We start from the raw sequence: 11550 nt of genomic DNA, 5'->3' as shown, positions 1-11550 counted from the left end.
GGTGGTGGATGTCGGCCCCGGGGCGCGGGCCGTACGCGCGGCCGGTGTGGCAGCGGTGCGGGCCGCGTTGCGACGGCAGCGGCGCGGCGAGCGGCTGGACGACGACGAGGTGGCCTGGCTGACCGTGCTGCTCACGCACGTCCCGGTCCGCGACCACGCCTGGTCCCGCACCGACGGCCGGGACACCGACATCAGCCTCTGGACCGACGTCCTGCGCCGGGCCGAGCCGGACCTGATCGGGGCGCCGGGCAGCCTGCTCGCGTTCGCCGCCTGGCGGGCCGGGCACGGCGCGCTGGCGGCGGTCGCCCTGGAACGGGTGCTCACGGCCCATCCGGACCATTCGCTCGCGGTGATCCTCGACGACGCGCTCCGCCGCGGGCTGGCCCCGTCCGAGCTGGACGGCTGGCCGGTCGTCACCGGTTCCTCGGTGCTGCGTCGCCGCCGTCGTCGTCCGCGCCCGTGAGCCGGCGCCGTTCAGCCGGCCACGCGGTGCGCCCCGGCGTAGACGTTCATGGTCGGCCCGCGCAGGAAGCCGACGAGCGTCATCCCGGCCTCCTCGGCGAGTTCGACGGCGAGCGTGCTGGGCGCGGAGACCGCCGCGAGCAGCGGCACACCGGCCATCCACGCCTTCTGGGTCAGCTCGAAGCTGGCCCGACCGGAGACCAGCAGCACGTGCCCGGCCAGCGGCAGCAGGTTCTCCCGTACGGCCCAGCCGACCACCTTGTCCACGGCGTTGTGCCGGCCCACGTCCTCCCGCAGCACCACCGGCTCACCGTCGGCGGTGAAGAGGCCCGCGGCGTGCAGGCCGCCGGTCCGGTCGAACGCGCGCTGGGCGGCGCGTAGCCGGTCCGGCAGCGCGGCCAGCAGCTCGGCGGTGACCGCGAGCGGGTCCTCCCGCACCGCGAACCGGGAGCGGGTACGGACCGACTCGATGCTCGCCTTGCCGCACACACCGCAGGAACTGGTCGTGTAGAAGTTGCGCGCCGGGTCGGTGGCGGGTTCCGGCACGCCGGGGGCCAGCACCACGTCGACCACGTTGTAGGTGTTCGGGGTCTCCGCCCCGGCGCAGAGCTGCGCCGTGTGCACGTCCTCCGCCGACCGGATCAGCCCTTCGGTGAGCAGGAAGCCGATCGCCAGGTCGAGGTCGTCCCCGGGGGTACGCATGGTGACCGCGAGCGGCCGACGCCGCCCCGGACCGCCCGGCCCGACCCGGATCTCCAGCGGCTCCTCCACGGACAGGGTGTCCTGGCGGCGCACCCGGTCCCGGCCGTCGGCCACCGCCCCGAGGTCGATCCGCAGCACGCTCCGCCGGTCTGTCGCCCGTCCCATGTCGCCATCCTCCCCCGCGCGTCGTCCCAGCCGCACCTTCGCGCGCCCGTCCACGCGTGCCGGTCCCATCCCACGAGCGCCTTCGCGTCCCCGGTCCGTCCGTCGCGGCCCGCCGACGGTCGACCCGTAGACGACCTGCCCGCGACCTGCACCTGCGGGCCTGCCCCCGACCGGCACCGCGACCTGCACCTGCGGGCCTGCCCCCGACCGGCACTGCGACCTGCACCTGCGGGCCTGCCCCCCGACCTGCCCACGCGGGCCTGCCCCGCGACCTGCCCACGCGGGCCTTCCGACGGTCGGCCTGTGGAAGGCCTGCCCGCGCGGCTGCCCCGAGCCGGGCACGACACGCGCCCTCGATGAGGAACCTCGACACGATCGGCGCCACTGAGACCGGGTAGATCGTGGCGACTCACGGTTCGCAGTGAACGACAACTCGTCAGATTCGCCGAGGCGAGCCTGGATCGGTCAGGCGGAGCGCGATGCAGCGAGGATCGGAACTGCCATCGGCTTGATCAACACCAGTCCGGCGAGGTGGGGGTATCGGAGAGTCATGGATGGCACCACCTCGGGGAAGTGGAGTCGATCATGCCAGCGGATACCGCCACTTCGCCGGAGTGGGCTGATCAAGTCCGCCCCCGCCGGCAGTTCATCCGTCGGTCACCCGCGCAAGTCCGCGCCGGCCCCACGCCCTGGTGCCTTCCAGTCACTCCCGCACCCCCGCGCTCCCGCCCGCACCCCCGCGCTCCCGCCCGCGCTCATGCGCTCCCGTCCCGCGCTCCTGCGCACGCACCATGCGCTCCTGCGGGACGCACCACGCGCTCCTGCGCACGCACCACGTGCTCCCGCACGGCACCCACGCGCGTCCGGACACCCGCACGGCACCCACGCGCGTCCGGACACCCGCACGGCACCCACGCGCGTCCGGACACCCGCACATGCACCCGCCCGCGCGGGACCGATCCGCCGGCGGTGGCCGTGGGTAGGGTGAGGCGGTGACGGGCTTCGCGGCGGTGCTGCTCTCCGGCGGCGCGGCCCGGCGGATGCGGGGCGTGGACAAGCCCGCACGCCCGGTCGGGGGGCGACCGATGCTGCACCGCGTGCTGGACGCGGTGGCCGGCGCGGACCAGCGGATCGTGGTGGGCCCGGCCGGGCCGGTGCCCGAGGGCGTACGGGTGACGCGTGAGGAACCGCCCGGCGGCGGGCCCGTGGCCGCCGTCGCGGCCGGGCTGGCCCTGCTGGGGCCTGGTACGGCCACCGTGGCCCTGCTCGCCGCCGACCTGCCGTTGCTCACCACCGCGGCGGTGGACGAGTTGCGGCGTGCGCTCGACGGGTCGCCGGCCGGGCTGGCCTGTTACGTCGACGGTGACGGGCGTCGCCAGCAGCTCTGCGGCGTCTGGCGGGTGCCCGCGTTGCGGGTGGCCCTCGACCGGCTGGCGGCGGAGCGGGGCGGCACGGTCGACGGCGCGCCGGTACGCGGGTTGGTGGCCGGTGTCGCGGTGCGTGAGGTGACGTGGGGCGGCTTGGGGCCGCCACCGTGGTTCGACTGCGACACTGACGAGGACGTACGCCGGGCCGAGGAGTGGACGAGATGACGGTGTTGGACGACTGGGTGACCGCGGCCTGCGCCGAACTGGACCTGGACCCGGCCGGGGTGCCGGTGTCGGGCGTGCTCGACGTGGCCCGGGACGTGGCACACCAGGTGCTCCGGCCGGGGGCGCCGGTCACCGCGTACCTGCTGGGGGTGGCCGTGGGACGCGGCGCGGACCCGGCCGCGGCGGCCGCCCGGCTCAGCGCGCTCGCCGCTTCCTGGCCGGTGGAACTGGACGGGACCGTACCGGCGGAGTAGCCGTGGTCGGGCGTGGTTCGAGGCCCACCGCCCATGGGTAGGGTGGCGGGAACGGACGGAGGCGATCATGACGGCAGACCACCCCTCGGCGCCGGTCGACAAGCCTTCCGGCGGTACGCCGGAGCAGCACGAGTCGATCCTGCTCGACGAGCCGACCACGGCGGATCTCCGAGCCAAGGTGACCGAGGCCTGGCGGGAGTTCGCCCGGGCGCTGGCCGACCGGCTGCGTGGGCTGCCCGCCGGTGGGCACCTGGAGGTCACGCTCGACCCGACCGCCTCCGGCACCGGCGACGCCGTCTACTCGGTCAGCGCGGACGCGGGCGAGGGGGGCCGCCTGTCGGCCCGGGCGGTCGGCAACGCCACCCTGCCGCAGGGTTACCGGCTGGACCGCGCGGCGGTGGCGGACATGGTCGCGCTGGGCTGGTCGCCGCCGGGTGTGGTGCCGGGCTCGGGTGAGCAGTTCGGCCTGGACTGCGGCGTCGACGAGGCGACCCGGCTGTCCGCCGTGCTGTCCCGCACGCTGCGCGACGTCTACGGCGCCCCGCATCCCGCCTTCCTGGTCTACCTGGTGCACGACGCCGAGGGCGAGCCGCTGCCGGTGGAGCCGCTGGGCACGGCCCGCAGCGAGTTCGGCCCGGACCGGGACGTGGAGGCGGACCTGGACGAGGCGCTGGCCGCCGCGGCGGCGGCCCAGGCCGGCGAGAACGACGTGCTGGCCCTGGAGGAGCGGGTCCGGACCGTCGTGTCGACGATGCTGAAGTCGAACTCCGACCAGGTGCAGGTCGACTCCGACGGGGACATCAACATCCGGGCCGGTTCGGCGATGGTCTTCGTGCGGGTGCGTGACAATCCGCCGCTTGTCGACGTCTTCTCCCCGGTGCTGACCGAGGTGGAGCCGACCGAGCGGCTCTACGTGAAGCTCTCCGAGCTGACCAACCGGATGCCGATCGGCCGGCTCTACTGCGCCGACGACACGGTCTGGGCGTCGATCCCGGTCTTCGGCCGCAACTTCCAGGCCACCCACCTGATGCTGGCGGTGCAGGTGATGACCGGGCTGGCCGACGAGCTGGACGACCGGCTGCACGGCGAGTTCGGCGGCAAGCGTTTCTTCGGCGAGGGCGACAAGCCGTCCCGGCCTCAGGAGCACCGCACCGGCATGTACCTCTGAGCCGTCCGGTTCAGCGCACGTCGAGCAGGGTGGTTCAGCGCACGTCGAGCAGGGTGGTTCAGCGCACGTCGAGCAGGGTCTTGCCGACGGTGGACCGGGCTTCGACGGCGGCGTGCGCCTCGGCGGCCCGGTCCAGCGGGAAGCGCTGCCCGATCAGCGGTCGGAGCCGTCCGGCGGCGGCCTCGGCGAGCGCCGCCCCGGTGAGGGCGCGCAGCTCGTCCGGCCGGGCCCGAGGCTGCCGCAGCGTCACCCCACGGGCGGCCGCGACGTCCTGCGGGATGTCCGCCCACGTGCCGCCGGCCAGCCCGAAGCTCACCATCCGGCCGCCGGGGTCGAGCAGGTCGAACGCCTCCCGGGCGAGCGCGCCGCCCACGCCGTCGAAGACCACGTCGACGGCGCCGACCGCGTCCCGGACCCGGTCGGTCCAGCCCGGCTCCCGGTAGTCGACCGCCACGTCGACCTGGGCGGCCCGCAGCAGGGTGACCTTGGCGGGGCCGCCGGCGGCGGCCACCACCGTGGCACCGGCTCGCCGGGCCACCTGGACCAGCAGGGTGCCCACGCCGCCCGCCGCCGCCTCGACCAGGACCCGGTCGCCGCGGCGCAGCTCGGCCGCGCGGGCCAGCATGAGGGCGGTCCGACCGTCGGCGAGGACCGCCACCGCCGCGTCCAGCGCCAACCCCGGGGGTACGGGGAGCGGCGCGTCCCGGTCGACGACCACCCGCTCGGCGTATCCGCCGGAGCCCCCGGTGCCGGTGACCACGGTCCGGCCGATCAGCGCCCGGTCGACGCCCGGCCCCACGTCGGCGATCGTGCCGCCGACGCCGTTGCCGGGGATCATCGGCAGGTCACCGGCGAACGGGCCGAACCCGGTGGCCCGGAACATCGTCTCGACGAAGGTGATGTTGGCGTGCGCCACCTCGACGAGCACCTGGCCCGGCCCGGGCGCCGGGTCGGGGGCAGGCCCCGGCACCAGCACCTCCGGCCCGCCGAACTCCCGCAGCCACACCGCGCGCATCCGCCACCTCCGCATCCCTCGCCCGCCGCTGTCCGCAGCCCGCCCCGTGACACAGGGGACGACGTGAAGCGGGGTTGAGGTCAAGTCGTGGACGGTCCGACGCCGGGGGACTCGACCAGCCGGGAGAGCACGATGGTGCTGCGGGACGAGGTGACGAACGACTCGGCCCGCAGCCGTTCGAGCGCCTCCTCCAGATGGGAGATGTCGGCGGCGCGCAGGTGCACCAGCGCGTCCGCCTCGCCGGAGACGGTGTAGGCCCCGACCACCTCGGGGTGCCGGCGGGCGGCGGCGCCGATCTGGGCCGGGGTGGTCCGGCCGGCACAGAACAGCTCGACGAACGCCTCGGTGGTCCATCCGACGGCGGCCGGGTCGACGACGGCGGTGAATCCCCGGATGACCCCGGCCGCGCGGAGCCGGTCGACCCGTCGCTTGACCGCGGGGGCGGAGAGTGACACCCGCGTGCCGATGTCCGCGTACGAGGCGCGGGCGTCCGCCACGAGCAACGCAATGATTCGCTGGTCGACCGCGTCTATCTGCAACGTTCCGCCTCTGGGAAGCAATGGTTGTGGCTGTTACCAAAGTTCTACCGTACCTACTCTTGGTGACCGTGAACCAGCAGCGAGTCCCGCGAAAGCGGACATATCTCATGTGCTCGCCCGAGCACTTCGCGGTCGAGTACGCGATCAACCCGTGGATGGACGTGACCACGGCGGTCGACGCCGACCTGGCGGTCAAGCAGTGGGACCGGCTGCGCGAGACGCTCGTCGGGCTCGGTCACGAGGTGCACCTGCTGACGCCGGAGGCCGGTCTGCCGGACATGGTCTTCGCGGCGAACGGGGCGTTCGTGGTCGACGGGACGGTCTACGGCGCCCAGTTCAAGCATGAGCAGCGCGCTGCCGAGGCCGCCGCGCACCGGGCGTTCTACGAGGAGCAGGGCTGGCGGTTCATCGCCCCGAGCGAGACCAACGAGGGCGAGGGTGACTTCGCGTACCTGCCGGAGGCGCACGGCGGGCTGGTCCTCGCCGGGCACGGCTTCCGGACCGAGTTGGCCGCGCACGCCGAGGCGCAGGAGGCGCTCGGCCGGCCGGTGGTCTCCCTGCGCCTGGTCGACCCGCGCTTCTACCACTTGGACGTGGCGCTCGCCTCGATCGACGACGAGAACGTCGTCTACTACCCGGGCGCCTTCTCGGCGGCCAGTCAGCGGGTGCTGACCCAGCTGTTCCCGGACGCGGTCGTCGCGGACGACGAGGACGCCCTGTCGTTCGGCCTGAACCTGGTCAGCGATGGGCTGAACGTGGTGCTGAACAACGAGGCGACCCGGCTGGCCGGCAAGCTGAAGGCGGCCGGTTACCACCCGGTCGGAGTGGAGCTGGCCGAGCTGAAGAAGGGTGGCGGCAGCGTGAAGTGCTGCATCGCCGAGCTGCGGCACTGACCTCCGCACGCGAAAGGGCGGCCTCCCCGAGGGAGGCCGCCCTTTCGCGTGTCAGCCGAGCGTGGCCAGCTCGTTGATCACCACGTTGGAGAGCATCCGACCGTCGAGCTGCACCTTGCGCAGGTACCACTTCTGCTGCGGCGTACGCGGCTGGTTGAACTGCCAGGAGCCGCGCGGGCTGTCGATCTGACCGATCTTGCCGAGCGCCAGGTTGACCTGCTGCGGGGAGGGGTCCTTCCCGACCAGCCGGATCGCCTTGTCGAGCACCAGCGCGGCGTCGTACGAGGCCATCGCGTAGGTGGTCGGGGAGGCGTTGAACGTCTTGCGGTACGCGGAGGCGAACACCCGGTTCGCCGTGTTGTTCAGGTCGGCCGAGTAGTTCAGCGCGGTCTCGATGCCGTACCTGCCGATCAGCTGCCGGTCGCGGCCCTTCTCGCCGTCGTCGAGCTGGTCGAGCACGCTGCCCTCGGTGAGGAAGCCGGGCGCGTAGACCGGGCCGCGGTAGCCCTCGTCGTAGAGCTGCTTGATGAACTGCACCGCGTGCGGGCCCGAGTAGTGGCAGAACACCGCGTCCGGCTTGCGCGCCAGCGCCTTGCGGATCGGGTCGGCGTAGAGCCGCTTGGTCGGGGTGGCGTAGTCGGGGGTGTAGATCGGGTCCTCGGTGAGACGGCGGCCCTGCTCGTAGCCCCGTCGCAGGCCGGCGACGACGTCCAGGCTGCCGGGGCCCCGGGTGCCGAAGATCGCGATCCGGCTCGACGCGTCCAGGTTCTGCCGCAGGTACTGCCCGAGCGCCACGCCCGGCTCGTCGAGCACGTAGGAGGTGCGCCAGATGTAGACGACGCCCTGGAGCGTGGCCGGGGAGGCGTTGGAGCCGATGAGGGGCACCCGGGCCTGCTCGACGGTGTCCTTGATGCCGGTCATGACGACCGGGTCGACCACGCCGGTGAGCGCGAGCACGCCCTCCTTGAGCAGCCGGTCGACGGCGGCCTTGCCGGTTGCGGCGCTGTTGCCCTCCTCGGCCGGCACCAGCGTGACCGGGTGGCCGCCGAGCTGCTGGGAGTGCAGGCTGAGGAAGAGCTGGAAGCCGTTGGTGATCTCTTCGCCGATGACCTTGTTGGGGCCGCCGCCGGGCGCGATCAGCCCGATCTTGATCGGGCTGCCGGCCGGGGCCTGCTCCGTGGAGTCGTCACCGGAACCGCAGCCCGCCGCGAGTCCGGTGGTGCCCAGCGCGGCCAGCAGTTGCAGCGCCCGCCTGCGGTTCATCTGTGCCACCGAAATTCCTTCCCGACGGGGTGGCCATGATGCGCACCCCTCCGGCGTTCTACCTGGTCGGCAACGCTGCGTCAATGCCCGGATGATCATTGTGAAGGGACCGCAACGCCGCCACCACCTGCGGCCAGGCGACGGAGCCCGGCGCGATCAACCCGAAATGTTCGCATTCTGGCAGCTCAACCAGGTCGGCGTCGCCTCCGGCGGCCCGGTTCGCGGCCACCCAGGCGCGGCTGATCGCCACCGGGACCTGACGGTCGAGCAGGCCATGCATGACTACGGTGCGTGTCCGGACCGGCACCAACGCCGATGGATCCGCCTCCGCGTACCGGGCCGGCACGTCGGCCGGGCCGCCGCCCAGCAGCGCGGCCACCGCCCCACCGTCCAGATCCAGCCGGTACGCCTCGGCGAGGTCCGCGACCGGCGCCAGCGCGAGCACGCCGCCGACCGTCTCCGGGGCGCTCCCGGCCACGTACAGCGCCAGGTGCCCGCCGGCCGAGTGACCGACCAGGATCGGCGGGACGGGCGCCACCCGGCCGGGCAGCGCGGCGGCGGCCAGCGCCGGCAGCGCGGCGACCCCGGTCCGCACGTCGGTGAGCGTGTGCGGCCAACCGCCACCCGGCTGACCGGTCCGGCGGTATTCGATCTGGGCCACCGGATGGCCGAGCGCGGCCAGCGCCGCCGCCATCGGGCCGGTGTGGGCGCGGTCGTACCCGGCCCGCCAGAAGCCGCCGTGCACCACCACCACGAGCGGACGGGCGGGCCCGTCGCCGGCCGGTCGGCGCAGGTCGGCGCACTGCTCCGGGTGGTCGCCGTAGGCGACCGTCGCGTCCGGCGGCGGAGCCGGCCGGGTCAGCACGTCGCGCGGGTCGCTGGACATGCGGCGACGGTAGCCTGCCCCCGGTCCGGGCGCTTGCGCGTGGTCGGGGTGGGTAAAGATGGGTGCCATGACCGAAGCGCACTCCGCCGGACACGACGACGAACAGGGCAACGATGGCATCCCCGGCACCGTGGTGGTGGTCGGGCCGGACGGCCGCCCGGTCGGCACGGTGCAGACCGACGAGGGCAAGGGCGAGGACCCGACCCGTCTGGTCGAGCAGCCGGCCAAGGTGATGCGGATCGGCAGCATGATCAAGCAGCTGCTTGAGGAGGTGAAGTCCGCCCCGCTGGACGACGCCAGCCGGCACCGCATGCGCGAGATCCACGAACGCTCGATCGTCGAGCTGAAGGAGGGCCTGGCCCCCGAGCTGCGCGAGGAGCTGGAGCGGATCTCGCTGCCGTTCACCGAGCAGCAGGCGCCCAGCGAGAGCGAGCTGCGGATCGCCCACGCGCAGCTGGTGGGTTGGCTGGAGGGGCTGTTCCACGGCATCCAGGCCGCGCTGGTGGCCCAGCAGATGGCGGCCCGGGTGCAGCTGGAGCAGATGCGTTCGGGCCGGCAGGCGCTGCCCAGCGGCCCGGGCGGGATGATCCCGGGCATGCCGGGGATGCCCGGGCCGAACGAGGGCCACGCGCCCGGCCAGTACCTGTGACCTGTCGGCCGGGGCGCGTCGCGCGCCCCGGCCGGTCAGTCCACCCCGAAGACCTTCTCCAGGTACGCGGCGACGCCGTCGACGGTGTTCGCCCCGGTCACCTCGTCCGCGATCTCCAGCACGGCCGGGTGGGCGTTGCCCACGGCCACCGCCCGGCCGGCCCAGGTCAGCATGGGCACGTCGTTGGGCATGTCGCCGAAGGCCAGCACGTCCCGCTCGTCGATGCCGAGCCGGGCCGCGTACCAGGCCAGGCCGGCCGCCTTGGTCACGCCGGCGGCGGAGATCTCGATCAGCCCGCTGTAGGACGAGTGGGTCGCCTCGGCCAGCCCTTCCAGCGCGCCGGCCACCACCCGGACGAACAGGTCCGGGTCCTGCTCACCGGCGCGGACCAGCAGCTTCACCGCGGGCGCGGCGAGCAGTTCCTCGGGCGACTCGACCGCCCGGATCGCCTCCGCGTCGGCGTCCCAGCGCAGCGGGTAGTGCGCCTCGTGCCGCATCTGCCGGCTGTCCACGATCTCCACCGCGAAGCTCACCCCGGGCACCTCGGCCCGGAGCCGCCGGGCCACCTCGGCCAGCAGCTCCGGGGCGAGCGGGTCGGCGCGCAGCACCTCGTCCGCGACCGGGTCGTACACCACCGCGCCGTTGGCGCAGATCGCCGGCAGCGGTTCGTCGAGCTGGTCGTAGACGAGTTGGAGCCAGCGGATCGGACGTCCGGTGACCAGCACGACAGGCGTGCCCGCGGCGACGATCCGGGCCAGCACCGCGGCGGTACGGGGACTGAGCGTCCGATCGTCGCGCAGCAGCGTGCCGTCGATGTCGGTCGCGACGAGTCGGGGTGGATCTTCCATCACCGGGACAGTAGTCGGTCCAGGTAGACCGCGACGCCGTCGTCGTCGTTGCGCAGGGTGATCTCGTCGGCCGCGGCGCGCACCTCGGGGTGGGCGTTCGCCACCGCCACCCGGGCCCAGCCGGCCCAGCCGAACATCGGCAGGTCGTTGGGTTGGTCGCCGAAGACCAGCACGTCGGCGGGGTCCACCCCGAGCTGCTCGGCGATCACGCTGAGCCCGGTGGCCTTGTCCACGCCGGGCGGGCAGATCTCGACGAAGCCCAGCCCGGCCTGGGTGAGCGTGGCCACCTCCGGCGGGACGATCCGGCGGGCCGCCGCGAGCAGGTCGTCGACGTGGTGGTCGGCGGTCCGGGCGAACGCCTTGATCACGTCGCAGGAGAGGCACTCGGCGCGGCTGCGCGCCTCGAACCGGTCCGGGTAGGGCCAGCTCGGGTGGTAGTCGCCCCAGAGCGGTGCGTCGTGCTCGTCGGACGCCTCGACCATCACGGTCAGCGGCCCGACGGCGGCCTCCAGGTCGGTCAGGAGCTGGGCCAGCACCTCACCGCGCAGGCGCTCGTCGCGCAGCACCAGCGGCCCGGCCGGGTCGCTCTGGTCGACCACCCGGCCACCGCCGGCCATCACCAGGAAGTCGGCGGCGCGGATGTCGTTACGGGTGAGTTCGGTCAGACGCGGTCCGCGTCCGGTCGCACCGACCACCGGGATCCCGGCGGCGCGCACCCGGTCCAGCACCCCGTGGGTGTACGCGGAGACGGTGTCGTCGCTGCGGACGAGCGTGCCGTCGAGGTCGGTGGCGATCAGCTTGGGCAGGCCCGGGCGGGTCATGGTTCCTCCTTCGCCCGCCGCCGTCACGCCGGCCGCCAGGTCCTCGGTGCCGCGACCATCGGACGGCGGGCAGCAACCGTATCTCGCGCACCGGGCGGCAACCACGGCTTTCCGGCGAATCGGCCGCGAATACGGGGCGGCCGGACGGTGGCCGGCGCGGGCGGCCGTACCGGTCAGCGGGAGCGTTCGGGGCCGGCGAACGGGACCGTCGGTTCCACGGTCAGGTCGGCCGGCGCCGGGGGCGCCTCGTCGTCGGCGGACCGGCGCCGGCGCCGGCCGCGCGGCTCGTCGGT

The 11550-nt window shown here is 74.0% G+C and carries 13 protein-coding genes; 6 read left to right on the top strand and 7 right to left on the bottom strand.

Annotated elements, in window-relative coordinates:
* Positions 1-463: DUF4192 domain-containing protein (locus tag HUW36_RS15365; RefSeq protein WP_174528795.1), on the top strand; the 463-nt coding region annotated here is incomplete at its 5' end.
* An 11-nt stretch (positions 464-474) separates the two neighbouring features.
* Here HUW36_RS15365 and fdhD read toward each other — a convergent pair.
* Complete coding sequence (fdhD, locus tag HUW36_RS15360; RefSeq protein ID WP_174528794.1) at positions 475-1329, bottom strand: formate dehydrogenase accessory sulfurtransferase FdhD; 855 nt, start codon at positions 1327-1329, stop codon at positions 475-477.
* A gap of 992 nt (positions 1330-2321) precedes the next feature.
* On the opposite strand from fdhD, the gene mobA reads away from it, so the two are divergent.
* From mobA to HUW36_RS15345, 3 genes are all read left to right on the top strand, one after another.
* On the top strand, positions 2322-2921 hold the full coding sequence (mobA, locus tag HUW36_RS15355) for a molybdenum cofactor guanylyltransferase (protein ID WP_174528793.1): 600 nt from the start codon (positions 2322-2324) through the stop codon (positions 2919-2921).
* A complete protein-coding gene (locus HUW36_RS15350) occupies positions 2918-3175 on the top strand; it encodes a DUF6457 domain-containing protein (protein WP_174528792.1) in 258 nt (85 codons plus the stop codon). Before mobA ends, HUW36_RS15350 begins: the two co-directional genes overlap by 4 nt.
* 67 nt (positions 3176-3242) lie before the next feature.
* Positions 3243-4343: a T3SS (YopN, CesT) and YbjN peptide-binding chaperone 1 gene (locus tag HUW36_RS15345; RefSeq protein WP_174528791.1), complete on the top strand. Its 1101-nt coding sequence runs from the start codon at positions 3243-3245 to the stop codon at positions 4341-4343.
* 58 nt (positions 4344-4401) lie between these two features.
* Here the strand turns inward: HUW36_RS15345 and HUW36_RS15340 are convergent, their stop codons facing one another.
* The gene (locus tag HUW36_RS15340; protein WP_174528790.1) at positions 4402-5358 is read right to left on the bottom strand and encodes a zinc-binding dehydrogenase; all 957 of its coding nucleotides are present in this window, start codon (positions 5356-5358) and stop codon (positions 4402-4404) included.
* 80 nt (positions 5359-5438) lie between these two features.
* The gene (locus HUW36_RS15335; RefSeq protein WP_174528789.1) at positions 5439-5897 is read right to left on the bottom strand and encodes an Lrp/AsnC family transcriptional regulator; all 459 of its coding nucleotides are present in this window, start codon (positions 5895-5897) and stop codon (positions 5439-5441) included.
* A 59-nt stretch (positions 5898-5956) separates the two neighbouring features.
* Between HUW36_RS15335 and ddaH the strand changes: the two genes are divergently transcribed.
* The gene (gene ddaH / locus HUW36_RS15330) at positions 5957-6790 is read left to right on the top strand and encodes a dimethylargininase (protein WP_343044328.1); all 834 of its coding nucleotides are present in this window, start codon (positions 5957-5959) and stop codon (positions 6788-6790) included.
* 51 nt (positions 6791-6841) lie between these two features.
* Here ddaH and HUW36_RS15325 read toward each other — a convergent pair whose 3' ends face one another.
* A complete protein-coding gene (locus HUW36_RS15325; protein WP_174528788.1) occupies positions 6842-8062 on the bottom strand; it encodes an ABC transporter substrate-binding protein in 1221 nt (406 codons plus the stop codon).
* Between the two features lie 49 nt (positions 8063-8111).
* Complete coding sequence (locus HUW36_RS15320; RefSeq protein ID WP_174528787.1) at positions 8112-8939, bottom strand: alpha/beta hydrolase family protein; 828 nt, start codon at positions 8937-8939, stop codon at positions 8112-8114.
* Positions 8940-8997: 58 nt separating this feature from the next.
* Here HUW36_RS15320 and HUW36_RS15315 point away from each other — a divergent pair, with 58 nt between their 5' ends.
* Positions 8998-9588, top strand: a complete 591-nt coding sequence (locus HUW36_RS15315; protein WP_174528786.1) for a bacterial proteasome activator family protein — start codon at positions 8998-9000, stop codon at positions 9586-9588.
* Between the two features lie 35 nt (positions 9589-9623).
* Here HUW36_RS15315 and HUW36_RS15310 read toward each other — a convergent pair whose 3' ends face one another.
* Positions 9624-10436, bottom strand: coding sequence for an HAD family hydrolase (locus HUW36_RS15310; protein WP_174528785.1), 813 nt, complete (start codon positions 10434-10436; stop codon positions 9624-9626).
* Complete coding sequence (locus HUW36_RS15305) at positions 10436-11257, bottom strand: HAD family hydrolase (RefSeq protein ID WP_174528784.1); 822 nt, start codon at positions 11255-11257, stop codon at positions 10436-10438. Before HUW36_RS15305 ends, HUW36_RS15310 begins: the two co-directional genes overlap by 1 nt.
* Positions 11258-11550: the final 293 nt, after the last annotated feature.

Origin of the sequence: Micromonospora maritima (genome assembly GCF_902825405.1) — a bacterium.
GTDB classification, from domain to species: Bacteria; Actinomycetota; Actinomycetes; order Mycobacteriales; family Micromonosporaceae; genus Micromonospora; species Micromonospora maritima.
This window is presented reverse-complemented; position numbering and strand designations above follow the sequence as displayed.

What these genes read in the sequence shown, in the direction of transcription:
- fdhD (WP_174528794.1), bottom strand. Translation starts at nt 1,329, where the DNA reads ATGGGACGGGCGACAGACCGGCGGAGCGTGCTGCGGATCGACCTCGGG.
- HUW36_RS15350 (WP_174528792.1), top strand. Translation starts at nt 2,918, where the DNA reads ATGACGGTGTTGGACGACTGGGTGACCGCGGCCTGCGCCGAACTGGAC.
- HUW36_RS15345 (WP_174528791.1), top strand. Translation starts at nt 3,243, where the DNA reads ATGACGGCAGACCACCCCTCGGCGCCGGTCGACAAGCCTTCCGGCGGT.
- HUW36_RS15340 (WP_174528790.1), bottom strand. Translation starts at nt 5,358, where the DNA reads ATGCGCGCGGTGTGGCTGCGGGAGTTCGGCGGGCCGGAGGTGCTGGTG.
- HUW36_RS15320 (WP_174528787.1), bottom strand. Translation starts at nt 8,939, where the DNA reads ATGTCCAGCGACCCGCGCGACGTGCTGACCCGGCCGGCTCCGCCGCCG.
- HUW36_RS15315 (WP_174528786.1), top strand. Translation starts at nt 8,998, where the DNA reads ATGGGTGCCATGACCGAAGCGCACTCCGCCGGACACGACGACGAACAG.
- HUW36_RS15310 (WP_174528785.1), bottom strand. Translation starts at nt 10,436, where the DNA reads ATGGAAGATCCACCCCGACTCGTCGCGACCGACATCGACGGCACGCTG.
- HUW36_RS15305 (WP_174528784.1), bottom strand. Translation starts at nt 11,257, where the DNA reads ATGACCCGCCCGGGCCTGCCCAAGCTGATCGCCACCGACCTCGACGGC.